At 71.4% G+C, this 24437-nt stretch carries 26 protein-coding genes and 1 pseudogene; 12 read left to right on the top strand and 15 right to left on the bottom strand.

The features are described from left to right. Positions 1–730, top strand: a pseudogene (locus ALMP_RS39485) (DEAD/DEAH box helicase); the annotation flags it as partial. A 102-nt stretch (positions 731–832) separates the two neighbouring features. Beyond that, positions 833–1723: an alpha/beta fold hydrolase gene (locus ALMP_RS39480; protein ID WP_264936803.1), complete on the top strand. Its 891-nt coding sequence runs from the start codon at positions 833–835 to the stop codon at positions 1721–1723. A gap of 81 nt (positions 1724–1804) precedes the next feature. On the opposite strand, the gene ALMP_RS39475 is transcribed toward ALMP_RS39480, so the two are convergent. After that, positions 1805–2701, bottom strand: coding sequence for an NYN domain-containing protein (locus ALMP_RS39475; protein ID WP_264936802.1), 897 nt, complete (start codon positions 2699–2701; stop codon positions 1805–1807). Between the two features lie 194 nt (positions 2702–2895). On the opposite strand from ALMP_RS39475, the gene ALMP_RS39470 reads away from it, so the two are divergent. After that, the gene (locus ALMP_RS39470) at positions 2896–3048 is read left to right on the top strand and encodes a hypothetical protein (RefSeq protein ID WP_007384531.1); all 153 of its coding nucleotides are present in this window, start codon (positions 2896–2898) and stop codon (positions 3046–3048) included. An 89-nt stretch (positions 3049–3137) separates the two neighbouring features. On the opposite strand, the gene ALMP_RS39465 is transcribed toward ALMP_RS39470, so the two are convergent. From ALMP_RS39465 to ALMP_RS39455, 3 genes are all read right to left on the bottom strand, one after another. After that, the gene (locus tag ALMP_RS39465) at positions 3138–3743 is read right to left on the bottom strand and encodes a MarC family protein (RefSeq protein ID WP_264936801.1); all 606 of its coding nucleotides are present in this window, start codon (positions 3741–3743) and stop codon (positions 3138–3140) included. A 58-nt stretch (positions 3744–3801) separates the two neighbouring features. Continuing rightward, positions 3802–4659: a PHP domain-containing protein gene (locus tag ALMP_RS39460; RefSeq protein WP_264936800.1), complete on the bottom strand. Its 858-nt coding sequence runs from the start codon at positions 4657–4659 to the stop codon at positions 3802–3804. A 248-nt stretch (positions 4660–4907) separates the two neighbouring features. After that, positions 4908–5549 carry a DUF6758 family protein gene (locus ALMP_RS39455; RefSeq protein WP_264936799.1) on the bottom strand — a complete coding sequence of 214 codons (642 nt, stop codon included), beginning with the start codon at positions 5547–5549 and terminating at the stop codon, positions 4908–4910. Positions 5550–5698: 149 nt separating this feature from the next. On the opposite strand from ALMP_RS39455, the gene ALMP_RS39450 reads away from it, so the two are divergent. Further along, positions 5699–6922 (top strand): MFS transporter, encoded by a 1224-nt coding sequence (locus tag ALMP_RS39450; protein ID WP_264936798.1) that lies wholly within the window; start codon positions 5699–5701, stop codon positions 6920–6922. 40 nt (positions 6923–6962) lie between these two features. Here the strand turns inward: ALMP_RS39450 and ALMP_RS39445 are convergent, their stop codons facing one another. Then, a complete protein-coding gene (locus ALMP_RS39445; RefSeq protein ID WP_264936797.1) occupies positions 6963–7547 on the bottom strand; it encodes a suppressor of fused domain protein in 585 nt (194 codons plus the stop codon). A gap of 501 nt (positions 7548–8048) precedes the next feature. Between ALMP_RS39445 and ALMP_RS39440 the strand changes: the two genes are divergently transcribed. Both ALMP_RS39440 and ALMP_RS39435 read left to right on the top strand, forming a co-directional pair. Next, positions 8049–9167: a magnesium and cobalt transport protein CorA gene (locus tag ALMP_RS39440; protein WP_264936796.1), complete on the top strand. Its 1119-nt coding sequence runs from the start codon at positions 8049–8051 to the stop codon at positions 9165–9167. Between the two features lie 23 nt (positions 9168–9190). Beyond that, on the top strand, positions 9191–9706 hold the full coding sequence (locus ALMP_RS39435) for a hypothetical protein (protein ID WP_264936795.1): 516 nt from the start codon (positions 9191–9193) through the stop codon (positions 9704–9706). A 3-nt stretch (positions 9707–9709) separates the two neighbouring features. Here ALMP_RS39435 and ALMP_RS39430 read toward each other — a convergent pair whose 3' ends face one another. Continuing rightward, a complete protein-coding gene (locus tag ALMP_RS39430) occupies positions 9710–10465 on the bottom strand; it encodes a hypothetical protein (RefSeq protein WP_375803608.1) in 756 nt (251 codons plus the stop codon). Positions 10466–10676: 211 nt separating this feature from the next. Between ALMP_RS39430 and ALMP_RS39425 the strand changes: the two genes are divergently transcribed. Genes ALMP_RS39425 through ALMP_RS39415 form a run of 3 tightly spaced genes read left to right on the top strand, consistent with a single transcriptional unit; the run spans position 10677 to position 13729 of the window. After that, positions 10677–11966, top strand: a complete 1290-nt coding sequence (locus ALMP_RS39425; protein WP_264936794.1) for a magnesium transporter MgtE N-terminal domain-containing protein — start codon at positions 10677–10679, stop codon at positions 11964–11966. Next, positions 11956–12552 (top strand): DUF1003 domain-containing protein, encoded by a 597-nt coding sequence (locus ALMP_RS39420; RefSeq protein WP_264936793.1) that lies wholly within the window; start codon positions 11956–11958, stop codon positions 12550–12552. Before ALMP_RS39425 ends, ALMP_RS39420 begins: the two co-directional genes overlap by 11 nt. Positions 12553–12595: 43 nt before the next feature. Next, positions 12596–13729, top strand: coding sequence for an Mrp/NBP35 family ATP-binding protein (locus tag ALMP_RS39415; RefSeq protein WP_264936792.1), 1134 nt, complete (start codon positions 12596–12598; stop codon positions 13727–13729). Between the two features lie 72 nt (positions 13730–13801). On the opposite strand, the gene ALMP_RS39410 is transcribed toward ALMP_RS39415, so the two are convergent. The 5 genes from ALMP_RS39410 to sigE all read right to left on the bottom strand — a co-directional run bounded on the left by ALMP_RS39410 (position 13802) and on the right by sigE (position 19215). Continuing rightward, positions 13802–14464 carry a hypothetical protein gene (locus tag ALMP_RS39410; protein WP_264936791.1) on the bottom strand — a complete coding sequence of 221 codons (663 nt, stop codon included), beginning with the start codon at positions 14462–14464 and terminating at the stop codon, positions 13802–13804. Between the two features lie 180 nt (positions 14465–14644). After that, positions 14645–15130 carry a sec-independent translocase gene (locus tag ALMP_RS39405; protein WP_264936790.1) on the bottom strand — a complete coding sequence of 162 codons (486 nt, stop codon included), beginning with the start codon at positions 15128–15130 and terminating at the stop codon, positions 14645–14647. A 200-nt stretch (positions 15131–15330) separates the two neighbouring features. Further along, complete coding sequence (locus ALMP_RS39400) at positions 15331–17433, bottom strand: S1C family serine protease (RefSeq protein WP_264936789.1); 2103 nt, start codon at positions 17431–17433, stop codon at positions 15331–15333. Between the two features lie 145 nt (positions 17434–17578). Next, complete coding sequence (locus tag ALMP_RS39395; RefSeq protein ID WP_264936788.1) at positions 17579–18508, bottom strand: anti-sigma factor; 930 nt, start codon at positions 18506–18508, stop codon at positions 17579–17581. Next, on the bottom strand, positions 18505–19215 hold the full coding sequence (gene sigE / locus ALMP_RS39390) for an RNA polymerase sigma factor SigE (protein ID WP_264936832.1): 711 nt from the start codon (positions 19213–19215) through the stop codon (positions 18505–18507). Before sigE ends, ALMP_RS39395 begins: the two co-directional genes overlap by 4 nt. A gap of 235 nt (positions 19216–19450) precedes the next feature. Here sigE and ALMP_RS39385 point away from each other — a divergent pair, with 235 nt between their 5' ends. After that, positions 19451–20149 carry an O-methyltransferase gene (locus ALMP_RS39385; protein ID WP_309299605.1) on the top strand — a complete coding sequence of 233 codons (699 nt, stop codon included), beginning with the start codon at positions 19451–19453 and terminating at the stop codon, positions 20147–20149. Positions 20150–20261: 112 nt separating this feature from the next. Here the strand turns inward: ALMP_RS39385 and ALMP_RS39380 are convergent, their stop codons facing one another. Next, positions 20262–20429 carry a DUF3117 domain-containing protein gene (locus tag ALMP_RS39380; protein WP_003966491.1) on the bottom strand — a complete coding sequence of 56 codons (168 nt, stop codon included), beginning with the start codon at positions 20427–20429 and terminating at the stop codon, positions 20262–20264. A 358-nt stretch (positions 20430–20787) separates the two neighbouring features. Between ALMP_RS39380 and ALMP_RS39375 the strand changes: the two genes are divergently transcribed. Further along, positions 20788–21591 carry an enoyl-CoA hydratase/isomerase family protein gene (locus tag ALMP_RS39375; RefSeq protein ID WP_264936787.1) on the top strand — a complete coding sequence of 268 codons (804 nt, stop codon included), beginning with the start codon at positions 20788–20790 and terminating at the stop codon, positions 21589–21591. A gap of 19 nt (positions 21592–21610) precedes the next feature. Here ALMP_RS39375 and ALMP_RS39370 read toward each other — a convergent pair whose 3' ends face one another. Together ALMP_RS39370 and ALMP_RS39365 are read right to left on the bottom strand one after the other, a co-directional pair. Beyond that, on the bottom strand, positions 21611–22195 hold the full coding sequence (locus ALMP_RS39370) for a DNA-3-methyladenine glycosylase I (protein WP_309299604.1): 585 nt from the start codon (positions 22193–22195) through the stop codon (positions 21611–21613). After that, positions 22192–22548 carry a DivIVA domain-containing protein gene (locus ALMP_RS39365; RefSeq protein WP_264936829.1) on the bottom strand — a complete coding sequence of 119 codons (357 nt, stop codon included), beginning with the start codon at positions 22546–22548 and terminating at the stop codon, positions 22192–22194. Before ALMP_RS39365 ends, ALMP_RS39370 begins: the two co-directional genes overlap by 4 nt. A 130-nt stretch (positions 22549–22678) precedes the next feature. Between ALMP_RS39365 and folP the strand changes: the two genes are divergently transcribed. Next, positions 22679–23539 (top strand): dihydropteroate synthase, encoded by an 861-nt coding sequence (gene folP / locus ALMP_RS39360; RefSeq protein ID WP_264936786.1) that lies wholly within the window; start codon positions 22679–22681, stop codon positions 23537–23539. Between the two features lie 83 nt (positions 23540–23622). On the opposite strand, the gene ALMP_RS39355 is transcribed toward folP, so the two are convergent. Further along, the gene (locus ALMP_RS39355) at positions 23623–24381 is read right to left on the bottom strand and encodes a TIGR00730 family Rossman fold protein (RefSeq protein ID WP_264936785.1); all 759 of its coding nucleotides are present in this window, start codon (positions 24379–24381) and stop codon (positions 23623–23625) included. Between the last annotated feature and the right edge of the window lie 56 nt (positions 24382–24437).

Raw genomic sequence — 24437 nt, 5'->3', positions numbered from 1 at the left:
AGCCACCGAGGCCAAGCCCCGCCGCACCCGCAAGACGGCAGCCAAGACCGCCACCCCGGCGGAAGCCACCGTCGACACGGCCGAAGCCACCGAGGCCAAGCCCCGCCGCACCCGCAAGACGGCAGCCAAGACCGCCACCCCGGCGGAAACCGCCGTCGACACGGCCGAAGCCACCGAGGCCAAGCCCCGCCGCACCCGCAAGACGGCAGCCACGGCCCCCGCCCCGGCGGAAGCCACCGTCGACACGGCCGAAGCCACCGAGGCCAAGCCCCGCCGCCGGACCACCCGCAAGGCCACCCAGCCGGAAACGGCGGCCACCACCGCCGAGATCCCGGCCCAGGCCACGCAGGAACCGGAACCCAAGCCCCGCCGCACCCGCAAGACGGCGGCCACGGCGGAAGCCGCGGTCGACACGGCCGAAGCCACCGAGGCCAAGCCCCGCCGCACCCGCAAGACAGCGGCCAAGACCGCCACCCCGGCGGAAACCGCCGCCGACACGGCCGAAGCCACCGAGGCCAAGCCCCGCCGCCGGACCACCCGCAAGGCCACCCAGCCGGAAACGGCGGCCACCACCGCCGAGATCCCGGCCCAGGCCACGCAGGAACCGGAACCCAAGCCCCGCCGCACCCGCAAGACGGCGGCCACGGCCCCCGCCGAGGCTGACGAGGCGAAGCCGAAGGCACGGCGTACGCGCAAGGTGGCAGCCGCCGTAGAGGGCACGGACGGCTGACCCCGAGCAGGACGGCAGGATGGCCCGGCTCTCCCCAGGGAGGGCCGGGCCATCGGCGTTCCCCCGCCCGCGCCCCGCCGCTCCTCCCGGTAGCCTCACCCCGTGACCAGCCCGAGCACCCCCTTCGCACCGCCTCCCGGTGCCCGCGCCCGCCGCCTTCGGACCGCGCGTGGTGAGTTCGCCGTCGTCGACTCGCCGGTCGCGACGGGGGCCGAGCCGCGCGGTGTCGCGCTGCTGCTGCCGGGGTTCACCGGGAGCAAGGAGGACTTCCATCCGCTGCACGAGCCCCTCGCGGCACGCGGCTACCGGACCGTCGCCGTGGACGGACGAGGGCAGAACGAGACCGACGGGCCGGCGGACGACGAGGCGCCGTACGCGCAGGAGGAGCTGGCGCGGGACGTACTCGCCCAGGCGGCGGCCCTCGGCGTCCCGGTGCACCTCGTCGGACACTCCATGGGCGGCCAGATCGCCCGCGCCGCCGTGCTCCTGGACCACTCCCCCTTCCGCTCGCTCACCCTCGTCGCCTCGGGCCCGGCGCAGATCTCCGAGTCGCAGCAGCAGCGGGTGAAGCTGCTGCACGACGCGCTCGCGGTGATGACGATGCCGGAGGTGTGGCAGGCCATCCTGGCGATGGGACCACCGGAGGAGGTCGGCGGGCCCGCCCGCGGCTTCGGCGAACTGGCCGCGCTGCGCATGCGCTGGCTGAACCACAAGCCAGCTCAGCTCCTCGTCACCGGCCGCCAGTTGCTCGTCGAGCCGAACCGGGTCGCGGAACTCGCCGCCGTGCCGCTGCCGTTCCACGTGCTGTCGGGCGCGCGCGACGACACCTGGCCCGTGACGGTCCTGGACGACATGGCCGTGGCCCTGGGCGCCCGACGGACGGTCGTCCCGGGCGCCGAGCACTCCCCGAACCTGGACCAGCCCCTGCCGACGGCCCACGCCCTGGCCGACTTCTGGGACGACATCCCGAACGGCGACAGCCGGCACCACTAGAACATGCCGGTGCTACTAGAGCGTGCCGGTATCACCACAAACGTGCCCGTACTGCCGGTACGCCTAGTACTGCTAGTACTGCTAGTACTGCGCCTGAAGGTGCTCCCAGAACCCGTCCCGCAGCGCTCGTCTCAGATCCGCCTGGCCGCGCAGCGAGTACTGGAGGATGCCTTCCGCCTCCACCAGCAGGTCCTGGTCGACCGAGCCGGGCAGGTAGGGGTGGCCGGGCAGCAGCTCGATGAGGGACTCCCGGCCCCGCGCCGCCAGCCACTTGGCCGCGATCTGCGCGCCGACGAAGCGGACGTCCTCGCGGGTGGGCCGGGTGGCGCCGACCGCCTCGTAGGCGGGGGCGGTGCGCCGTGAGACGTACGGCTTGAAGAAGTCGAGGTCCAGGGTGCGCTGGCTGTCGACCTCCCACAGGAGCGGTTCCGCCTGGTTGCGGCCCTCCGGCGCCTCGATGCCCCAGAGGTGGACGCGGGCGCCGTACCCCTGGGCGGCCTCCACCGCCGACACCAGGTCCTCGTCGCCGCCCAGCAGTGCCGCGTCGCTGATGGCGCGGTGGCGGGCGAGGGACTCCAGGTCGGTGCGGATCAGCGAATCGACGCCCTTCTGCTGGTTGTTGGCGTTGAGGTTGCCCAACCTGACCTTGACGTCCGGGAGTTCGGCGATGGACTGCTGCTCGGCGGTGTGGATACGGCGCCGGGCGCCGTCGTACCAGTAGACCCGCAGCAGCCGGCTGTCCGCGAATATCGTGCGGGCCCGGTCGATGAGCGCCTCGATCAGGCCCTCGGCGTCCAGATCGAACGCCCTGCGGTCCTCGGTCCCGGCGACCAGCCGGCCGGCAGCCGCGTAGAGGTACCCCGCATCCACGAAGATCGCATGGGTCGAAGGCGTCTTCGCCACCTCGGCGAGCATGCGGTGCAGCAGCTCGTTCGTGCGGTCGATGCGGGCGGCGAGGGCCGCGAGGTCGTCGTTCATCACCACCATTGTCCCGGTGGTCACGCTGCGAACACAACCGGTCCCGTTCGGTCCCGACGAACCGGCCTACCCGTCAGTAATTAGACGTTCGAAAAATTTCTTTAGCGTAAGGAATGTTTGTAACACGCACCGCGTTGACTCCTCACGTAACAGCAATTCTCCTCAGGAGGATGACCAGACGAAGGGAGAAGCCCATGCGCTTCGAAATCATGCGACTCGACGACGTCGACGGAACCCCCGTGGACAGCACCGTCGTGGACGCCGCCTCCGTCAACCGGATCGTTCAGCAGGCCGCCGCCATCGGGCAGCGACTGTGGATCCGTCCGGCCGACACCTCGGCCTCGTAACCCCGCGGGTCCCCTCACACACTTCGGAGCCCCGTACGGCGATCGTCACCCGAACGCCGTACGGGGCTCCGCGATTTTTCCGCGCGGGCTCAGGCCCCCTGGATCACCTGCGTGACGCCGTTGATGATCTGCTGCACGGCGATCGCGGAGAGCATCATGCCCGCGAGCCGGGTCACGAGCACCACGCCGCCGTCCTTGATGACCCGGATGATCAGCAGCGAGTAGCGCATCACCAGCCACAGCACGACATGGATGGCGAGGATCGCCGTCCACACCGAGACCTGCGTGGCGGCGCTGTCGGCCTTCTGCACGGCCAGGATGACCGACACGATCGCACCGGGACCGGCCAGCAGCGGCATGCCCAGCGGGACCAGCGCGACGTTGACGTCCTTGGTCTGCTTCGGCTCGTCGGTCTTGCCGGTGAGCAGGTCGAGCGCGATCAGCAGGAGCAGCAGCCCGCCCGCGATCATCAGCGCGGGCACGGACACGTGCAGGTAGTTCAGGATCTGGTGCCCGAGCAGCCCGAAGACGGCGATCACCCCGCCGGCCACACAGACGGCCTGGAAGGCCATCCGCTTCTGCGTCTTGCCGGGGCGCCCGGCGGTCAGCGCGAGGAAGATCGGGGTGATCCCAGGGGGATCCATGATGACAAAAAGGGTCAGGAAGAGAGAGCCGAAGACGGCGATGTCGAACATCAGTTCAGAGGCCTTGCGGAAGGAGCGGGTGGAAGTGGTGGACGTGCGGGGGTGACCCTCAGGCCCCGCCGGTCCCCGGCACCGGGAACGCCCCGGTCGCCCGCCGGGTGATCTCCCCGTACACCTCGGGGTCGGTCGTGTACTCGCCGAGCACACAGGTCTTGCGGCTGCCGTGGTAGTCGCTCGACCCGGTCACCAGCAGCCCCAGCTCCTTGGCGAGCCCCCGCAGCCGCGCGCGGGTGTCCGCGTCGTGGTCCATGTGGTCGATCTCGATGCCGTCCAGGCCGGCGGCGGCCAGCTCGGCGATCGCCGACTCCGGCACCGTACGACCGCGCTTGCTGGCGCCGGGGTGCGCGAAGACGGTGACCCCGCCCGCGGCCTTGACCAGCCGGATCGCCTCGAACGGGTCGGTCTCGTGCTTCTCGACGTAGGCCCGGCCGCCGTCGGCCAGCCAGTCCGGCGTGAACGCGTCGCTCACGCTCGGCACGACGCCCAGTTCCACCAGCGCGGTCGCGACGTGCGGTCGCCCGACGGATCCGTCTCCGGCGATCCGCGCGACCTGCTCCCAGGTGACGGGCACGCCCAGGTCGTTGAGCTTGGCGATCATGCCCCGTGCCCGCGGCACCCGGTCGTCGCGCACCAGCTCGCGCTCGGCGAGCAGCGCGGGCTCCTCGGGGTCGAACAGATAGGCCAGCATGTGCATGCTGATGCCGTCGATACGGCAGGACAGCTCGGCGCCGGTGACGAGGGTGAGCCCCGCCGGCAGCGCGGCGATCGCCGCGGCATGGCCCCGGGTGGTGTCGTGGTCGGTCAGCGCGACGACGTCCAGCCCCGCCGCGGCCGCCTTGCGGACCAGCTCGGCCGGGGTGTCGGTACCGTCCGAGGCCGTGGAGTGGCAGTGCAGGTCAATGCGCACGACACGGACTCCAGGCGGTGACGGGACGGACGGGGACGCTCAAGGATAACCGGATTTTCAAGCTCCTTGTCACACCCGCACCCGGCGAGCACCCCCTACACCGAAACACCCGAGGACTACGCCGACACGCCCCGAGACCTACGCCGACACACCGCGAGGCCTCCACCGACACACCTGAGGGACATCGCCCTCCAGCGGGCACCCCGAGGGACAGCACCGCCTGACCGACGCCCCGACGGACAGCGCGGCTACGGCTTGAGCAAGCGTGGCGACAGCGCCCCGCACGGCACCAGTTCGATCTCCGCACCCGCGTCCCGCAGATCGGTCAGCACCAGCTCGTCGTACATCAGCAGGCCGGACTGCTCGGGCCAGACCACCGCCCACAGCCACAGCCCGCGCGCCTCGCCCGCGAAGACGGCACGGTCGTCCGGCACGCCGGAGACATGCCAGAGCGGGGTGGGGCGGCCGGCCGCCAGCACCTTGGCCTGGGGCGGCTTCTCGACGTTCAGGTACGGGCCGGGGTCGGGACCGTCGATGCCGGCGTAGCGCGCGCCAAGTCCGACGCCGAGCTCCTCCGCGACCAGGATCAACTCGCCCACCCCGCCGAGCGGTCCGGGTCCCGAGCAGGCCACGGCCGACGCGCGACCGCCACTGCGGTCGTCCCCGGCGTACGTCACACCCGTGAACAGCCAGCCGACCGGCAGCGGCCACGGCATCCACACCGGCACCTGTGTGCGGTGCACCACGACACTGAGGGCCTCGACGCTGGGCGGGATCACGGGCTGCAGCGGATGCACCGTCCCATGCACATCGCACTGCCAGGAATCGGCGAAGAGTCCGGGAGCCCTGACCCGGCCACCACACTTCGGGCAACTGGGTTCGCCCCTCATAGGGCCCCACGGTCCTACCCCATCCCGTCCACGTCAAGGACGATCACCCGTCCGGACGGAAGGGCCGAGATAGATGTAGCTTGCATTAGTTAGAGCCTCTAACTTACTATGTGCAGAAGCCAACCATCTACGTCGGGATTGGAGCACGCATGGACCCCTTCGACGCCGGAGCAGGCGGCATCCTGCGGCAGCCCAAGGCGGTCTGGGCGACCGCCGGCGCGTCCGTCGTCGCCTTCATGGGCATCGGACTCGTCGACCCGATCCTGCCGTCCATCGCCGAGGGCCTCGACGCCTCGGCCGGCCAGGTCTCCCTCCTGTTCACCTCGTACTTCCTGATCACGGCCTTCGCGATGCTGGTGACCGGGTCCGTCTCCAGCCGCGTCGGCGGCCGCCGGACCCTGCTGCTCGGCCTCGCGCTCGTCGTCGTCTTCGCAGGCCTGGCCGGCACCTCGGACACGGTCGACCAGCTCGTCGGCTACCGCGCCGGATGGGGGCTGGGCAACGCGCTGTTCGTCTCCACGGCCCTCGCGGTCATCGTCGGCGCCGCGGCCGGCGGCAGCGCGGCGGCGATCCTGCTCTACGAGTCCGCCCTCGGCCTCGGCATGGCGTGCGGACCGCTGCTGGGCGCGCTGCTCGGCGACGCGAGCTGGCGCTACCCCTTCTTCGGCACCGCCGCGCTGATGGCGGTCGGCTTCCTGTGCATCGCGGCGTTCCTGCGGGAGCAGCCGAAGCCGGCCCGGAAGATCTCCCCGCTCGACCCGGTCAGGGCGCTCGGCCACGGCGGCCTGGCCTCGGCGGCCGTCTCCTCGTTCTTCTACAACTACACGTTCTTCACCGTGCTGGCCTTCACGCCGTTCGTGCTGGACATGACGCCCTACCGGTCCGGTGTCGTCTTCTTCGCCTGGGGCCTGCTGCTCGCCGTCTTCTCGGTCGTCGTGGCCCCGCGCCTCCAGGAGCGGTTCGGGTCGCTGAAGGTGCTCGGCGGGTCACTGGTGCTGCTCGCGGCCGACATGCTGGTCCTCGGCTACGGCGACCACACCACGGCCGTCGTCTGCACGATCCTGTCCGGCGCGTTCATCGGCGTGAACAACACGGTGTACACGGAGCTCGCGCTCGGCGTCTCGGACGCGCCGCGTCCCGTGGCGAGCGCGGGCTACAACTTCGTGCGGTGGTTCGCGGCGGCGGCCGCGCCGTGGTTCGCGCCGAAGATAGAGGAGTGGACCGACGTCCACATCCCGTTCGTGGTCGCGGCGGCGACCGCGCTCGCGGGCGCGCTGGTGGTCGTCGTACGGCGGCACGCGCTCACCCATGAGGCCGAGGAGCTGGAGCCCCGGCACGCGGCGGAGGACGGCGTCACCGTGTTCGCCAACTGAGGCTCCGCGGCCATCGGTTGGTGACCTTCCTCACGCCGCGTCAGTCGAGCGGGACGGACCTGCGGGACGGATCCCTGAGGTCCGTCCCGTTCGTCAGCCACCGCTCCTGGAGGGCCTGGGCTCCGTGCACCCGCTTCCAGGCGGCCTCGTTCGGGGTCATCGGCAGCAGCGGCAGGAAACGGACCGGGTCGAGCGGCGCGTCGAGTTGCAGATCCTCGACCAGGCCGCCCGGCTCGGCGACCAGCACGGAGCTGAACGGGGCGCCCGGCCAGAGGGGTTCACCAACGTCGAGCGAGGCGCCGGGGGCCACGATCACGCCCTCGACCTGCGGGGACGCCGCCAGCACGGCGAGCGGGCGGAGCACCTTGTCGGTGTCGGCGAGGCCACCGCGCACGGAGAGGACCAGCTCGGCACGGGGACCCTTGACGGGGTCGGCGACCATCGCGGTGGGGTCGCTCATCGGCTGCGCGGACATGCCGAGTGTGGCGTAGCGCACGATGTCGCCCTCATGGAAACGGAGCACCTCGATACGGTCCGTCCCCAGGAAGGTGACGGCGGCCCGGGCGTCCGGCTCGCCCAGCGCGGTACGCAACCGGGCCTCGACCAGAGGAAGAACATCTGCCATGCCGCGAGCATAGAACTCATCAGTACCGGGCAAAGCAGCGCCTTGACACTTCCGTCGACTGATACTCTGGCCCGGTGGTTCGGGGCAGCACGCAGAAGCGTCGCGATCAAGCCCTGACGCCGAAGAGATTCCCTCACGGGGGACCGGCTGGAGGAGGTGGGGCTGTCATGGATCGAAGTCGACCGTGCAGTACCACTCGCTCTTCCCGCCGCTGATGTAGCTGTGTGGCTCCGGCTGACCGCCGCCTCTCGCGTTCGCGTCTTCACACGGAAGAGCACTTCGTTTCGCTTTACCGGATCCGACCGATCCGACCGATGTGTCTGATCTTTCCGATCCTCTGATCTGAAGCAGTAGCTGAATCAGTGACGAAACCCGCCACCGCGACGGTGCGGTGCTCCCCGCTTTGTGGACGTGCCAAACATCCGCACCCAGGACGTCCCCATTCCGGGTAGTTCCACCCGTCGTCGGCGCCTTTCGTCGCCTGTCGCGAAGGAGCCTGCCATGTCGATGATCCGCGACCTGCGTGCCGTGGTCCGCCCGTCCCGCCCCCTGCCGCGCAAGGAGCACGGCGGCGCCTACGACACCACCCGCGACCCGGCCACGCCCTCGGCCGTCGTGGACTGCGCGGTCTACCGCGACGGCGCGCGCGTGCCGAGCCCCACCCCGCTCACCCCGCACGAGGCGATGCGCCAGGTGCGCCGCGACGGCGGCTTCGTCTGGATCGGGCTGCACGAGCCCACCGAGTCCGAATTCGCCGGTATCGCCGGCGAGTTCGGACTGCACCCGCTGGCCGTCGAGGACGCCGTCCAGGCCCACCAGCGCCCCAAGCTGGAGCGCTACGACGACTCCCTGTTCACCGTCTTCAAGACCATCCACTACGTCGAGCACGACCAGCTCGACGCCAACAGCGAGGTCGTCGAGACCGGCGAGGTCATGTGCTTCACCGGCCGGGACTTCTTCATCACCGTCCGGCACGGCGGCCAGGGCTCGCTGCGCGCGCTGCGCCACCGCCTCCAGGACGACCCCGAGCTGCTCGCCAAGGGCCCCTCGGCCGTACTGCACGCCATCGCCGACCACGTGGTCGACGGCTACATCGCGGTCGCGGACGCCGTGCAGGACGACATCGACGAGGTGGAGACCGAGGTCTTCTCGCCGGGCCGCAAGGGCACCCCGCGCGGCACCGACGCCGGCCGGATCTACCAACTCAAGCGCGAGGTACTGGAGTTCAAGCGCGCGGTGTCGCCGTTGCTGCGTCCGATGCAGCTGCTGAGCGAGCGTCCGATGCGGCTGATCGACCCCGACATCCAGAAGTACTTCCGGGACGTCGCCGACCACCTCGCCCGCGTCCAGGAGCAGGTCATCGGCTTCGACGAGCTGCTCAACTCCATCCTCCAGGCCAACCTCGCGCAGGCGTCCGTCGCGCAGAACGAGGACATGCGCAAGATCACCTCCTGGGCGGCCATCATCGCCGTACCGACGATGGTGTGCGGGGTGTACGGCATGAACTTCGACTACATGCCCGAGCTGCGGTGGAAGTTCGGATACCCGATGGTGCTCGGCGTCACGGTGATGCTCTGCCTCGGCATCCACCGCACGCTCAAGCGCAACGGCTGGCTGTGAGAGCGCCTGGATAGGCTGGGGCCATGACACGCGAGCTGCTCGACCAGGCCCTCGTCGAGGAGGCCACCAAGAAGTCCGGCCTCATCTGGGTCGCGGCGGCGGGCGTCCCGGCCGCACGAGCACTGTGGCACGTGTGGCACGACGGCGCCGCCTGCCTGGTCGGCGACGGACCCGGCGAGCAGCCGCTGCCCGGGCTGACCGACGGGGCGTCGGCCGAGGTGACCGTCCGCAGCAAGGACAAGGGCGGCCGGCTCGTCACCTGGACCGCGCGGATCACGCAGCTCGCCCCCGGCACCGAGGCCTGGGACGCGGCCGTCGCCGAACTGAAGGGCAAGCGGCTGAACGCGCCCGACGGCGAGGCGATGACCGAGCGGTGGGCCAGGGAGTGCCGGGTGCTGCGCCTGGAGCCCACGGGGGCGACGGCGCCGCTGCCCGACGGCGATCTGGCGGCGCGGCCGGTGCCGTCCCCGGCCACCACACGGGAGCCGATCCCGGCGGGCCTGCCGAGACTGCTCCTCAAGCGGCGCAAACGGGCGTAGCCGCTACGAGGTCGGCAGCTGCTTGCCGTAGTCCACCATCTCCCCCTTGGCCGGCTCCTCCAGGGCGAAGTCCTGGCCCCAGGCCGAGAAGCTCAGCGTGCCGGCGCCGCCCGCGCGCACCAGCCGCAGCGGGTAGGGCGTGCCCTCCAGGGACACGTCCAGCGTGCCGCCGGAGCCCTTGTCACCGGTGATGCGGATCGTCCGCACACCGCCCTGCTCGTGGTGCCCGTCCTTGTCCAGCGAACCGTGCAGCGTCAGCAGATCGCCGAGAAGGAGGTCCTTGTCCGTGAAGCCACTGAACTTCTTGTACGAGGGGTCGCCGGCCGGCACCTTCACGTACTTGCCGTCGAGCTTGTCCGCGGCCGCCGTGTCCGACTCACTGCCGGCCTTGCCGTCCTCGTTCTTCCAGAAGGCCGCGTCCGCCTTCAGGTACAGCTGCTCGCCGACCCGCAGCAGGTGGAAGGCGGCTCCGCCCGCGGTGACCGACCCGCTGCCACCCTCCGACTTCAGGCGCATGTCGAGCTTGTACGACGTCCCGCCGGCGACCACGGTCCCCGACAGCCGCACCGCGTCCACCGCGCCGGCCGCCGCCTTCGTCTTCGCCTGGATCTTGTCGGCGGGCAGCTTGCCGACCCCGTTCGTCCCCGCGTCCGGGTCCTCGGAGCACCCTGTCAGTGCCGTGCCCGTGACGACCAGCGCGCACATCGCGCTCACCAGCGCGGCCCGACGGTGGGTACGGCCCTGGGCAATCGCAGTCACAGAGGAAGCTGCCTTTCTGCGGAGAAGTCCTGAGCGGCGTACCGCAGCGTACCGGGGCCCGGAATCCCGAGCGGAGCCAGTCCGTCCGGACCGCTCACCAGGGCGTATCCGATCGGGACGGGCTAGCCTGAAGCCCGCACGAGCGGGCATTTGGGAAAAGAACCTCACAGGAAACACCACATACGGGCCCGTCCCAGAAGGAGGTGCGGTCATGGCGGCCGGAACCCCCCGGATCTTCGTCTCGCACCTCGCCGGCGTCGCCGTCTTCGACCCCAACGGCGATCAGGTGGGGCGCGTGCGCGACCTGGTCGTCATGCTGCGCGTGGGACGGCGCCCGCCGAGGCTGCTCGGGCTGGTCGTCGAACTGCCCACCCGGCGCCGTATCTTCCTGCCCATGACCCGCGTGACCAGCATCGAGTCCGGCCAGGTCATCACCACCGGCGTGCTCAACGTCCGCCGCTTCGAACAGCGGCCCACCGAGCGGCTCGTCGTCGGTGAACTGCTGGACCGGCGCGTCACCCTCGCCGAGACCGGTGAGGAGGTCACCGTCCTCGACGTGTCCGTGCAGCAGTTGCCGGCCCGCCGGGACTGGGAGATCGACCGGGTCTTCGTCCGCAAGGGCAGGAAAGCCGGCGCGTTCCGGCGCGGCAAGGGCGAGACGCTGACCGTCGAGTGGTCGGCCGTCACCGGTTTCTCGCTGGAGGAGCACGGGCAGGGCGCCGAGAACCTGCTCGCCACCTTCGAGCAGCTGCGCCCCGCCGACCTGGCCAACGTGCTGCACCACCTCTCCCCCAAGCGCCGCGCGGAGGTCGCCGCCGCCCTCGACGACGACCGCCTCGCCGACGTCCTGGAGGAGCTGCCGGAGGACGACCAGATCGAGATCCTCGGCAAGCTGAAGGAGGAGCGCGCCGCGGACGTCCTGGAGGCGATGGACCCCGACGACGCCGCCGACCTGCTCGCCGAGCTGCCGGAGGACGACAAGGAGCGGCTGCTGAGCCTGATGGAGCCGGACGACGCGGCCGACATGCGGCGCCTGATGTCGTACGAGGAGCACACCGCCGGCGGTCTGATGACGACCGAGCCGATCGTGCTGCGGCCGGACGCCACCGTCGCCGACGCGCTCGCCCGGGTCCGCAACCGCGACCTCTCCCCGGCCCTCGCCGCCCAGGTCTACGTCTGCCGGCCACCCGACGAGACACCCACCGGCAAGTACCTCGGCACGGTGCACTTCCAGCGGCTGCTGCGCGAACCGCCGTACACGCTGGTCAGCGCGGTGGTCGACGACGACCTCCAGGCCCTCGCCCCGGGCGCCGGGCTGCCGCTGGTCGCCGGGTTCTTCGCGACGTACGACATGGTCGCGGCGCCCGTCGTCGACGAGGCGGGGTCGTTGCTGGGCGCGGTGACCGTGGACGACGTGCTGGACCACATGCTGCCCGAGGACTGGCGGGAGACGGAGTTCGACCTCGACGAGACCTCGGGGGGTGGCCACGATGGCTCCTGAGCGTGACAGCGGCCGCGCCGAGCGCACCCCGGCCGGGGCCACGGCGGCCACCCGTCCCCGGGTCCGCCTGGACCAGCCGCGCCCGCCGCGGCGCAGGCTCCTGCCCGAGTGGGACCCGGAGGCCTTCGGACGGCTGTCGGAGCGCATCGCCCGCTTCCTCGGCACCGGGCGGTTCCTGGTCTGGATGACGGCCGTCATCATCATGTGGGTGGCGTGGAACAGCCTCGCCCCGCGTCCTCTGCGGTTCGACGAGTACCCGTTCATCTTCCTGACGCTGATGCTGTCCCTCCAGGCCTCCTACGCCGCCCCGCTGATCCTGCTGGCGCAGAACCGGCAGGACGACCGCGACCGGGTCAACCTGGAGCAGGACCGCAAGCAGAACGAGCGCTCCATCGCGGACACCGAGTATCTGACCCGCGAGGTCGCCGCCCTGCGCATCGGGCTCGGCGAGGTCGCCACCCGCGACTGGATCCGCTCGGAGCTCCAGGACGTGGTCAAGGAGCTGGACGGGCGGCACAACGGCCACGGCGTATTCCCGACAGCCACGGCAGAACGGACGCCCGGACGTGACATAGACGACCGCTGACGGGCATCCCGGGGGCCCCGCGGGGCGCCGTACCATCGTCCTTATGGTTACGGAAGACGCGGTGCGCGAAGCGCTGGCGACGGTGAACGACCCCGAGATCAACCGCCCGATCACCGAACTCGGGATGGTCAAATCGGTGGAGATCGGCGCGGACGGAGCGGTCGCGGTCACCGTGTACCTGACGGTCTCCGGCTGCCCGATGCGCGAGACGATCACCCAGCGTGTCACGGACGCGGTCTCCCGCGTCGAGGGCGTCACCGGCGTCGACGTGACTCTGGACGTGATGAGCGACGAGCAGCGCAAGGAGCTGGCGGCCGCGCTGCGCGGCGGCCAGACCGAGCGCGAGGTCCCCTTCGCCAAGCCCGGCTCGCTCACCCGCGTGTACGCGGTGGCCTCCGGCAAGGGCGGCGTCGGCAAGTCGTCGGTCACGGTGAACCTGGCGGCGGCGATGGCGGCGGACGGGCTGAAGGTGGGTGTGGTCGACGCCGACATCTACGGCCACTCCGTGCCCCGCATGCTGGGCGCCGACGGCCGCCCCACCCAGGTCGAGAACATGATCATGCCGCCGTCGGCGAACGGCGTGAAGGTCATCTCCATCGGCATGTTCACCCCGGGCAACGCCCCGGTCGTCTGGCGCGGTCCGATGCTCCACCGCGCGCTCCAGCAGTTCCTGGCGGACGTTTACTGGGGCGACCTGGACGTGTTGCTGCTGGACCTGCCCCCGGGCACGGGCGACATCGCCATCTCGGTGGCCCAGCTCGTCCCCAACGCGGAGATCCTGGTCGTGACGACGCCTCAGCAGGCGGCGGCGGAGGTGGCCGAGCGGGCGGGTTCCATCGCCGTCCAGACCCACCAGAAGATCGTCGGCGTGGTCGAGAACATGTCCGGCCTGCCCTGCCCCCACTGCGGCGAGATGGTCGACGTCTTCGGCACCGGCGGAGGGCAGCTGGTCGCGGACGGCCTGACGCGCACGACGGGCGCCACGGTCCCCGTCCTCGGCAACATCCCGATCGACGTCCGCCTGCGCGAGGGCGGCGACGAGGGCAAGCCGGTCGTCCTGACCGATCCCGACTCCCCGGCGGGCTCCGCCCTGCGCGCGATCGCGGGCAAGCTGGGAGGCCGCCAGCGGGGGCTCTCGGGACTGTCTCTGGGGATCACCCCGAGGAACAAGTTCTAGTCTCCGTACCGTCGCCCGTACGACGAGGGGGCGCCGTCCTTCGGGCGGCGCCCCCTCGTCGTACGGGCCGTGCTACCCGTCGTACTCCGTGATGTCCTTGACCACGGCGAAGCCGAGCCCGTAGGCGCTCATGCCTCTTCCGTACGCCCCCAGATGCACCCCTTCCTGGGTGGAACCCGCGAGGACCCAGCCGAACTCGGACTCGCGGTAGTGGAAGGGGGTGAGGACGCCGTCCACGGGCAGGGACAGCATCGACCAGTCGGGACCGGCCAGGTCGTCCGCCAGCACCCACGCCGTCTCGGTCTGCTGCTCCAGCCAGTCGTCGCGCAGGCTGTGGTCCATCTGGCCGGGCCAGGTGAACGACAGCAGCCCCACGCCGGCGAGCCAGGCCGCGGAGGACACGGAGGTGGCCTCCAGCAGCCCGGTGCCGTCGGCGCTCCGGCGGGACGGGTTCGCGGCGACGGTCACGACGACCGCGAACTTCCCGCGCTCCTCACCGGCCGTCTCGTGCCGTACGGAGGGCTCGTCGCCGTGCCCGATCGAACCGTACTCGACGGCGCCGTCGGCGGCGGTGCCGACCTGCATCAGCCAGCGCGGCCCCGTGAAGGCCTCGTCGAGGCCGTACCAGGGGAAGGGCGCCTCAAGGTAGTCGTCGACCGTGCGCCGGGCGGAGGGGACCTGTTGTCCGCCCTCCGCGGCCGGCGTCTGTGCGACTGCCCGACTCGTCGTCTCCATCTGCCCGGACGCCTCCTCGCTCTCGCCGGACCGTCCCGGCCCGCCCCCCTTAGGGCGGCGTTGCCTCTTCGGGTACGGCCCGCACAACAACCAGGCAGCATAGCCACCCCGCTGTCGGCTGGGGGGAAGCCGCCCGGCGCGTGGGGCGTGCGCCCCCTCACATCGGGGGGCGCGGGAGACTCAGGTGGCGTCCGCGTCGAAGGGCGGACGGTCGTCCTTGCCCGGGTCCTCGGGCTTCTTCACCATGTCGACCGCGCCGCCGGACGTGCTCGGGGAAGCCGAGGAAGAGGAAGAAGAGGGAGACGAGGGAGCCGAGGAAGAAGAGGACGCGGAGGAATCCGTGTCGCGGCTGTGGACGGCGTCCGTGATCTCGGCCATCTCCTTCTTCAGGTCGAAGCCGTTGCGGATCTCCTTCAGCCCCAGGTCCTCGTTGTCCAGCTGCTTGCGGATGAACGTCTTGGGGTTGAGGTCTTCGAACTCGAAGTCCTTGAACTCCGGGCCGAGTTCGGCGCGGATGTCCTGCTTGGCGCTCTCCGAGAAGTCGCGGATCTTCCGGATCGTGCGCATCACGTCCTGGATGACCTTCGGGAGCTTGTCGGGACCGAAGACGAGCACGGCCAGGACGATGATCGTCACCAGCTCGAGCGCACCTATGTCATTGAACACCTGAAGCTCCTTGCGATGTCCGCGGTCCTCGGCCCTCGGTGGTCAATTCGGTCTTCCGTGGTCCGGGCCGGGTCCACGGTACCTGTCGCACCTGTCCGACCGGTACCGTCCCGAGGTGTCCGCGTGGCTGCGGGCGACCTGTTTTCCGCGTTGTTTGCCTAGTGGGGCCCCGATTCGGTGCCCCTTCTGTGACGTTTCTGTCAATCGGAGGAGCCGAGCACCAGGGAGAGCGTGCGTTCCTTCCCGTCCCGTTCGATCGTCAGCTCCAGACGGTCGCCGGGGCGGTGGGCGCGGGTCTTGACGATCAGCTCCTCGCCGGAGTGGATCCGCTGGCCGTCGACCGCGGTGATCACGTCACCGGCCCGGATGCCGGCCTTCTCACCGGGGCCGCCCGGGGTGACCGGGGAGCCGCCGTCGTTGCCCTTGGTGCCGACGCGGGCGCCGTCGCCGGCGTACTCCATGTCGAGGGTGATGCCGATGACCGGGTGGGTCGCCTTGCCGGTGTTGATCAGCTCCTCGGCGACTCGTTTGCCCTGGTTGACGGGGATGGCGAAGCCGAGGCCGATGGAGCCGGCCTGGCCGCTGTCGGGGGCGGTGCCGTCGGTGGCGGAGCGGATGGCGGAGTTGATGCCGATCACCCGGCCCCGGGCGTCGAGGAGGGGGCCGCCGGAGTTGCCGGGGTTGATGGGCGCGTCGGTCTGGAGGGCGTCCACGTACGAGACGTCACTGCCGTCGCCGCTCTCGCCGCCGGCCGTGATGGGGCGTTCCTTGGCGCTGATGATGCCGGAGGTGACGGTACCCGCCAGGTCGAAGGGGGCGCCGATGGCCACGACCGGGTCGCCGACCTGCACGTTGTCGGAGTTGCCGAGCGGCAGGGGCTTGAGGCCCTGCACCCCGCTGACCTTCACCACCGCGAGGTCGTATCCGCTGTCCCGGCCGACGATCTTGGCCTTGGCGGTCTGGCCGCCGTTGAAGACGACGGTTATCTCGCCGTTGGATCCGGCGGGCTCGACGACGTGGTTGTTGGTGAGGATGTGACCACGGGTGTCGAGCACGAACCCGGTGCCTGTGCCCGACCCGTCGCCGCCGCTGACGTGCAACGTGACGACGCTGGGCAGGGCGCGGGCGGCGATCCCGGCGACACTGTCCGCGTCCCGTCCGGCGGGCTCGGCGGAGGCCTGCGGCAACTCGACCCCGCCGAGGCCGCCGTTCCGCTCCAGGTACACGCCCACGACGCCGCCCAGCAGCCCGGACACCAGCGCGAGCGTGAGGGCTCCGCCCACGAGCGCCTTCCTCGCCCGCCGACGCCCCTGCCCCTCACTGGCCTGGGCGACCCCGCTCTGCTGAAGCGGCCCCACGGGCGCCGCCCAGGGGTCGTAGCGACGCCAGGGATCGGAGGCGGGCAGGACGGCGTTGGGGGTCGGGGCTGGGTGCGGGTTCGGGGCTGGGTGCGGGTTCGGAATCGGGGCCGGGTGCGGATCGGGGTTCGGGTTCGGGTTCGGGTTGAGGCTGGGGTCGGCGGGAGGCTGCGGTGCGGGAGCCGCCGGGTGCCGCACCGGCGGAACCGGCGTGGGCGTGGGCAGCGCCGTCCCTTGAGCGGGCGTGACCGCCGGGTGCTGCACGGGCGGAGCGGGCGCCCAGGGACCCGGTTCGCCGTACGGCGGGGTGCTGTAGGGGTCGGGATCGTGCAAGGGCTTGGGACGGCCGCCGCCGGCCTCGGCCGACGCGGCGGGTACGACCGGCGGGGTGGGCTCGACCGACGCGGGGAGGGGCTGAGCCACCGGCTCGTGGGCCTCGGCCGACCCGGCGACAGGACCGGCCGGCCCGGCCACCTCCGCCGACGCGTTCTCGTCGGACGACTCGGCGGCGGGCGCCGCCGGATCGGTCACGGACCCGGTCGCGGGCTCCGGCGCGGAACCGCTCTCCGGCTCCGTCGCCGCAGCCGTCCTCACCGGGCGGCTCAGTTCGTAGTCACCGTCGTCGTTGGAGCCGTTGGAGCCGTTGGAGCCGTTGGAGCCGCCGGAGACCGTGGCGGACGTGCCGTGCCGGGCCTCCGGAGGCGCCTGCTCCACGCTCGTCGCCCCGGCAGGCCGTGCCAGTTCGAAGTCGCCCTCGGCGGTCTCGGTGATGCCGCTCGTCGCGGGCGGGGCGTGCTCCGACGCGGCCCCGTCGGCCACCGGCAGGGTCCCCTCGTCGGCCCCCGGCGTCGCCGTCTCGCCCTCTCCGGTGCCCTCCTGCCCGGCAGGGCCCTGCGGTCGAGGTCGGGTCCACCACTTCGCCTTCGTGGGCTTGCCCTCGTTCATGCTCTCCCCGTACTCGGGCCCCGGCGCGGCACGGCTCGGCGGCGGGGCCGTGCTTCGAACTCGGCCTCCGGCCCGGGGCGTACGTCCCGGGCGCGGTCCTGAGGGGATTCAACCAGGTTCGCGGCGCGCCGGCGCAGGAGCCGGGTCAGCGGGTGTTCTGCGAGGAAGGCGAGGCGCTGGGAGCTGAGGTGGTGTCGGGGACGGGCGCGGCGAGCAGACCGCTCCAGGCGGTCAGGGCGATCGGCGGGGTCGGGCCGAGCGGGCGTATGAGCGGGGACATCGCGGCTGCACCGGCGACCATGGGGGCCGCCAGTCTGTGCAGCGCGGCCCGCTCGGCCTGCCCGGCGGGCGGGGACGGCACACCGGGCAGCAGCGGCGCGGACACCTGCGTGGGGGCCGCCGGTGTCTCGCCGAGCATCTGGCCGCCCTCGCTGAGCAGGGGCCCGACCGCCCTTCGGCGCTGGTTGTCGGGGACCGTGGCGGAACCGGTGCTCGGGGTGCGGGCCGGAGTCACATTGCTGCCGGAGCCACCGCGGGCGTCCGTGTCGGTCGGCATGCCGGTGTTCACGCCGCCCAGGGCGATCGCGGCCAGCGACACCGCTCCGGCGGCGACGAAGGCGAACCGCAGCCCGCGCGGGCGCTCGCTGTCGCGGCCGAGGGCATGGATACGGAAACCGCGTGGCGAGGAGGGCGTGAGGACGGAGCCGTGCTCGCGGGCGGGGACGTAACCGAACTCGAAGGGTTCGTCGCGCTTCACTCCGAAGATCCCGGACGAGGCCCCGGGTCTCGCGCCGAATCCTCCCCCGAGCGGCGGCATGCCGCCGCTGTCCGGGTCACCTCCCCCGGGCAGCCCCTGGAGTCGGGCCAGGAAACTCTCGGAGGGGGCGGGTGGGGCCACTTCCGCGAAGACGTTCTTCAGCCGGCGCTGCGCGTCGACCTCCGCCTTGCACTTGGAGCAGGTCGCCACATGCGCGAGGACGCGCTCGCGGGTGTCATGACCGAGTTCGCCGTCCACGAGGGCGGAGAGCCGGTCGCCTAGGTGCTGTTCGGCCGGGGTGGGGCGGGATCCACTCACGCGGTTGCGCTCCCTCCCCCCAGAGCGGGCACGCGGGCCACGAAGGAGCGTCGCTCGGCGCGCGCCTCGGGCGAGCGGTGGGCGAGCGCCTTGCGCAGCTGCGAGCGGCCGCGGTGGATGCGCGAGCGGACCGTGCCGAGCTTGACGCCGAGGGTCGCGGCGATCTCCTCGTAGGACAGCCCCTCGATGTCGCACAGGACGACCGCGGCGCGGAACTCGGGCGCGAGGGTGTCGAGGGCCTGCTGAACGTCCGCGTCGAAGTGGGCGTCGTTGAAGACCTGCTGCGGGGTGGGTTCCTTGCTGGCCAGCCGCTCGGCGGCGTCCTCGCCGAGCGCGTCGAAGCGGATGCGCTGCTTGCGGCGGACCATGTCCAGGAAGAGGTTGGTGGTGATGCGGTGCAGCCAGCCCTCAAAGGTGCCCGGCGTGTACGTCGACAGGGAGCGGAAGACACGGACGAAGACCTCCTGCGTGAGGTCCTCCGCGTCGTGCTGGTTGCCGGTGAGGCGGTAGGCGAGCCGGTAGACCCGGCCGCTGTGCATGCTGACGATCTCCTCCCAGGTGGGCGGAGTCCACGCCTGCCCGTCCGCGTCGGTGGAGAAGGTCGCGGTCTGGGTCCGGCCGGCGGTGAGGCCGGCGGCGTGGCTGTGGTCAGCAGTGTCGTTCACGGATTTCGGCCTGCCCGCCGATCCGAGGAAGCGCCGCAGCACTCCTCCGCGATCCACAGGCGCAGCCGCACCTCCCCTGTCGGCTCTGGTGGTGTCCAGTGGAGCCCCTACCATAGCCACCTCGCCCGTTAGCTCCGGATAAGCGGTTTTACGAGAATTTGATCTGTGCTGATACGGCTCATACGGCTGCGTCAGCACTTGCTCGACGCCCCGCCCCTCATCGTGATCCAACTGTGTCCCCCCGTCGTCGTTCCCACCCCTTCAAACGCCCGGTCCCATCTGCGGGTTCCCGTCGGCAACGGATACAGTCACGCCCAGGCAACCATGGGGACAGGAGAGGGTCATTACCGGCAACCGGCAGGCAAGCTGGGCGTTCGCCGACGCCTATGCCGCCGAGGACGACGCGCTGCGCTGGGCCCGCGACCGGGCCCGTGAGGCTGGGCTGCGCTCGGTGTCGCCCAGCACGGGCGCAGCGCTGCGGTTGCTCGCCGCCACCGTGGACGCGAAGGCGGTCGCGGAGATCGGCACCGGAACCGGTGTCTCCGGGATCCACCTGCTGCACGGTATGCGCCCGGACGGTGTCCTGACGACCGTCGACCCGGAGCCGGAGCACCAGCAGTTCGCCCGGCAGGCGTTCCGGGCGTGCGGTTTCGCCAGCAACCGGGCCCGCTTCATCCCGGGCCGCGCGCTCGACGTACTGCCCCGCCTCGCCGACGCGGGGTACGACCTGGTCTTCTGCGACGGTGACCGGCTGGAGTTCCTGGACTATCTCGCTGAATCGTTGCGCCTGCTGCGGCCCGGCGGGCTCGTGGTCTTCGAGGGCGTCTTCGCCAACGGCCGCACCGTGGACTCCGGCCCCCAGCCCACCGAGGTCATAAGGATCCGCGAGCTGCTGCGCGCCGTGCGCGAGAGCCAGGAGCTGGTGCCGTCACTGCTGCCGGTGGGTGACGGGCTGCTCTGCGCGGTGAAGCGGTGACAGGGGTGACAGGGGTGACGTACCGGATGTGAAACGTCCGCAGGCGGTGAAACAGCGGCCCCGGCACCCAAGGGGATGCCGGGGCCGCTGAAAGAGTATGGTCGCTTGCGCGTCAGCCGACGACCTTCTTGAGGGCGTCGCCGAGCGCGTCGGCCTCGTCAGGGGTCAGCTCGACGACGAGTCGACCGCCGCCTTCGAGCGGAACGCGCATGACGATGCCCCGCCCCTCCTTGGTCACCTCGAGCGGGCCATCACCCGTCCGCGGCTTCATGGCCGCCATGCTCGTTCCCCTTCCTGAAACCAGCTCATCGTCAAAGCCGACGGCCCCGCGAGGGCACGCGCGGTCCAGCGTGGGACACGCGACACCGGCATCGAACACATTGCTTCCAGGCCATTATCCCGCATCTCAGGACCCGATGACCAACATCGGTCGGCATCGCTTGGGCAACGCGCGCGAGCAAAACCACTCAATTCGGGGATGTGGCTGCGATACTGCGCATCCGCACGGACTTCCGCCGGCCGGACGGCATGCCGAATTCTTTGACGCAGGTCACACGTCCGGTCAGGTCCGTCGCCGCTGATCTCCGCCATGCTGTCCTTCGGACAACGGCGTACTGACCAGTAGTGAGGGGACCACCATGGCCGACACCGTGCTCTACGAGGTGAGCGACGGTCTCGCGACGATCACCCTGAACCGCCCCGAGGCGATGAACGCGCTGAACATCGCGACCAAGGTCGCCCTGCGGGAGGCGGTGCGCTCGGCGGCGGACGACGGCGCGGTCCGCGCGGTCCTGCTCACCGCCGCCGGGGACCGGGCGTTCTGCGTGGGCCAGGACCTCAAGGAGCACATCGGGCTGCTGGCGAGCGACCGGGAGACCGGCACGGGCCACACCATGAGCACCGTGCGGGAGCACTACAACCCGATCGTGCGGGCCCTGACCGAGATGCCGAAGCCGGTCGTCGCCGGGGTGAACGGCGTGGCCGCCGGCGCCGGTTTCGGGTTCGCGCTGGCCGCCGACTACCGGGTCGTCGCGGACACGGCGGCGTTCAACACCTCGTTCGCCGGGGTGGCGCTGACCGCCGACTCGGGCGTCTCCTGGACCCTGCCGCGCGTGGTGGGCCCCGGCCGGGCCACCGACCTGCTGCTCTTCCCCCGCAGCCTCAAGGCCCAGGAGGCCTACGAGCTGGGCATCGCCAACCGGGTCGTCCCGGCGGACGCGCTGCGCGAGGAGGCCACGAAGGTGGCGCGGGCCCTGGCCGAGGGGCCGACGGTGGCGTACGCGGCGATCAAGGAGGCCGTCGCCTACGGGTTCTCGCACTCCCTCGCCGAGGCGCTGCACAAGGAGGACGAGCTGCAGACCCGGGCGGGGCGGTCGGAGGACCACGCGATCGCGGTCCAGGCCTTCGTGAACAAGGAGAAGCCCAAGTACCTGGGACGGTGACCGCCGGCCGAGGCGGGGCTCAGCCCCGCCTCGCCACACAGCCCTCCAGGTGGTCGTCGACCAGTCCGCACGCCTGCATCAGCGCGTAGGCCGTCGTCGGGCCGACGAAGCGCAGGCCCCGCTTCTTCAGCGCCTTCGACAGGGCCGTCGACTCCGGGGTGACCGCCGGGACGTCGGCGAGGGTCTTCGGGGCGGGACGGCCGACCGGGTCGGGGGCGTGCGACCAGATCAGTTCGTCCAGCTCGCCCGGCGTCCACCCGGCCAGCACGCGCGCGTTGGCGAGGGTCGCGTCGATCTTGGCGCGGTTGCGGATGATGCCGGCGTCGGCGAGGAGTCGTACCCGGTCCTCGTCGGTGAAGTCGGCGACCGCGGCGATCTTGAAGTCGGCGAAGGCGGCACGGAAGCCGGGGCGGCGGCGCAGGATGGTGATCCAGGACAGGCCGGACTGGAAGGCCTCCAGGCTGAGGCGTTCGAACAGGGCGTCGTCGCCGTGGACCGGGCGGCCCCACTCCTCGTCGTGGTACGTCACGTAGTCCGGCGTGGACAGGGCCCAGGGGCAGCGCGGCGCGCCGTCCGGGCCGGCCAGGGCCGTGCCGTCGCTCACTGCTGCTCCCCCGGTGCGGGCTTGTCCATGGAGACCTGCGATCCGGACCCGGGCATCCGGGCGACGGACAGGGCGGACTCCAGTTCCGCGATGCGGGAGTCACGTTCGGCCAGTTCGGCGGCGAGGCGGTTGAGGGCGTCGTCCACGTCGGCCATGCGGTAGCCGCGGGCGGCGAGCGGGAAGCGCAGGTGGTCGATGTCGGACCTGGTCAGGGGGCGGTCCGGGGGCAGGGGGTCGTGCAGCCGCTCGGGGGTGACCTCCGGCAGGGGGCCGGTGCTCTCGCCGCCGCCCACCACGGCGAGTGTCACCGCGGCGACCACGACGGCGAGCGCGACGACCAGGAACAAGAACATAACCATCGGGGGTCCCCACGCTCGCTGTGCTCGGTGTCGGATGTCTCAGGATCCGATCGTGCCATGCGGGTCTGACGGTTAGTGTCGCAGGCGGCGGTTCCCAAGGTCGCTCCGAGAGAGGTCACAGACGATGCTCAGGCTCGGCAGGCATGAGTTCGGTCCCGACGAGACGGTCGTCATGGCGATCGTGAACCGGACGCCGGACTCCTTCTACGACCAGGGCGCGACCTTCCACGACGAGCCGGCCCTCGCGCGCGTGGAGGCGGCGGTGGCCGAGGGCGCCGCGATCGTCGACATCGGCGGGGTCAAGGCCGGGCCGGGCGTGGAGGTCACCGCCGAGGAGGAGGCGCGGCGCACGGTGGGCTTCGTGGCCGAGGTGCGGCGCCGATTACCCGATGTCGTCATCAGCGTGGACACCTGGCGGGCGGAGGTCGGCGAGGCGGTCTGCGAGTCGGGCGCGGACCTGCTGAACGACGCCTGGGGCGGTGTCGACCCCCGGCTGGCGGAGGTCGCCGCGCGGTACGGGGTGGGGCTGGTGTGCACACACGCCGGGGGCGCGCGGCCGCGGACCCGGCCGCACCGGGTGACGTACGACGACGTCATGGCGGACATCCTGCGGGTGACCGTGGGACTGGCCGAGCGGGCCGCGGCGCTGGGCGTGCCGAGGGAGTCGATCCTGATCGACCCGGGGCACGACTTCGGCAAGAACACCCGGCACAGCCTGGAGGCGACACGACGGCTCGGGGAGATGGTCGAGACGGGGTGGCCGGTGCTGGTGTCCCTGTCCAACAAGGACTTCGTCGGGGAGACGCTGAACCGGCCGGTGAAGGAGCGGGTGCTCGGGACGCTGGCGGCGACCGCCGTGTCGGCGTGGCTGGGCGCCCAGGTCTACCGGGTGCACGAGGTCGCGGAGACCCGGCAGACCCTGGACATGGTGGCGTCGATCGCCGGCCGCCGGCCGCCGGCGGTGGCCCGACGGGGGCTCGCCTGACCACCGAGGCCGTACGCCGTGGCACGAGCGAGCGCCTGACCGCCCGCGGCCGTACGGCCGTCGTCAGCCGCCGCCGTCGGGCGTCAGCGGCCCGCCTCCTTCGACACCAGGGCCACGGCCTCCTCCACGTCGTCCGTGACATGGAAGAGCAGCAGGTCGTGTTCCGCGGCCTTGCCCTGGGCCACCAGGGTGTTCTTCAGCCAGTCGACCAGACCGCCCCAGTACTCGGTGCCGAAGAGGACGATGGGGAAGCGGGTGACCTTCTGGGTCTGGACGAGGGTGAGGGCCTCGAAGAGTTCGTCCAGGGTGCCGAGTCCGCCGGGCAGGACGACGAAGCCCTGCGCGTACTTCACGAACATCATCTTGCGGACGAAGAAGTAGCGGAAGTTCAGGCCGATGTCGACGTAGGGGTTGAGACCCTGCTCGAAGGGGAGCTCGATGCCGAGGCCGACGGAGATGCCGCCCGCCTCGCAGGCGCCCTTGTTGGCGGCCTCCATCGCTCCCGGTCCGCCGCCCGTGATCACGGCCCAGCCGGCCCCGACCAGGGCGCTGCCCAGCCGCACGCCCGCCTCGTACTCGGGCGAGTCCACCGGGGTCCGCGCCGAGCCGAAGACGCTGATGGCGGGCGGGAGTTCGGCGAGGGTGCCGAAGCCCTCGATGAACTCCGACTGGATGCGCAGGACCCTCCAGGGGTCCGTGTGGACCCAGTCGGAGGGGCCGCCCGCGTCCAGCAGACGCTGGTCGGTCGTGGACGCCGTGACCTGGTTGCGCCTCCGGAGGACCGGTCCCAGGCGCTGTTCCTCCGGTGGCTGCTTCTTGCCCTCGGGGTTGCCTGTAGCCATATGAGCTCCCTCCGCTTGCCGTTGTTCCACTTCAGCGTAGATCTACGCGGGTTACG

The sequence above is a fragment of the Streptomyces sp. A012304 genome (assembly GCF_026008495.1).
Taxonomy (GTDB): Bacteria; Actinomycetota; Actinomycetes; order Streptomycetales; family Streptomycetaceae; genus Streptomyces.
The sequence above is the reverse complement of the archived record's forward strand: the minus strand, read 5'-3'. Positions and strand labels throughout refer to the sequence as shown.

Bases quoted from the DNA above. Each gene is read 5' to 3' on its own strand.
- ALMP_RS39475 (WP_264936802.1), bottom strand. From the start codon at position 2,701: ATGAACGACGACCTCGCGGCCCTCGCCGCCCGCATCGACCGCACGAAC.
- ALMP_RS39470 (WP_007384531.1), top strand. From the start codon at position 2,896: ATGCGCTTCGAAATCATGCGACTCGACGACGTCGACGGAACCCCCGTG.
- ALMP_RS39465 (WP_264936801.1), bottom strand. From the start codon at position 3,743: ATGTTCGACATCGCCGTCTTCGGCTCTCTCTTCCTGACCCTTTTTGTC.
- ALMP_RS39455 (WP_264936799.1), bottom strand. From the start codon at position 5,549: ATGAGGGGCGAACCCAGTTGCCCGAAGTGTGGTGGCCGGGTCAGGGCT.
- ALMP_RS39450 (WP_264936798.1), top strand. From the start codon at position 5,699: ATGGACCCCTTCGACGCCGGAGCAGGCGGCATCCTGCGGCAGCCCAAG.
- ALMP_RS39445 (WP_264936797.1), bottom strand. From the start codon at position 7,547: ATGGCAGATGTTCTTCCTCTGGTCGAGGCCCGGTTGCGTACCGCGCTG.
- ALMP_RS39440 (WP_264936796.1), top strand. From the start codon at position 8,049: ATGTCGATGATCCGCGACCTGCGTGCCGTGGTCCGCCCGTCCCGCCCC.
- ALMP_RS39435 (WP_264936795.1), top strand. From the start codon at position 9,191: ATGACACGCGAGCTGCTCGACCAGGCCCTCGTCGAGGAGGCCACCAAG.
- ALMP_RS39425 (WP_264936794.1), top strand. From the start codon at position 10,677: ATGGCGGCCGGAACCCCCCGGATCTTCGTCTCGCACCTCGCCGGCGTC.
- ALMP_RS39420 (WP_264936793.1), top strand. From the start codon at position 11,956: ATGGCTCCTGAGCGTGACAGCGGCCGCGCCGAGCGCACCCCGGCCGGG.
- ALMP_RS39415 (WP_264936792.1), top strand. From the start codon at position 12,596: ATGGTTACGGAAGACGCGGTGCGCGAAGCGCTGGCGACGGTGAACGAC.
- ALMP_RS39410 (WP_264936791.1), bottom strand. From the start codon at position 14,464: ATGGAGACGACGAGTCGGGCAGTCGCACAGACGCCGGCCGCGGAGGGC.
- ALMP_RS39400 (WP_264936789.1), bottom strand. From the start codon at position 17,433: ATGAACGAGGGCAAGCCCACGAAGGCGAAGTGGTGGACCCGACCTCGA.
- ALMP_RS39380 (WP_003966491.1), bottom strand. From the start codon at position 20,429: ATGGCGGCCATGAAGCCGCGGACGGGTGATGGCCCGCTCGAGGTGACC.
- ALMP_RS39375 (WP_264936787.1), top strand. From the start codon at position 20,788: ATGGCCGACACCGTGCTCTACGAGGTGAGCGACGGTCTCGCGACGATC.
- ALMP_RS39365 (WP_264936829.1), bottom strand. From the start codon at position 22,548: ATGTTCTTGTTCCTGGTCGTCGCGCTCGCCGTCGTGGTCGCCGCGGTG.
- folP (WP_264936786.1), top strand. From the start codon at position 22,679: ATGCTCAGGCTCGGCAGGCATGAGTTCGGTCCCGACGAGACGGTCGTC.
- ALMP_RS39355 (WP_264936785.1), bottom strand. From the start codon at position 24,381: ATGGCTACAGGCAACCCCGAGGGCAAGAAGCAGCCACCGGAGGAACAG.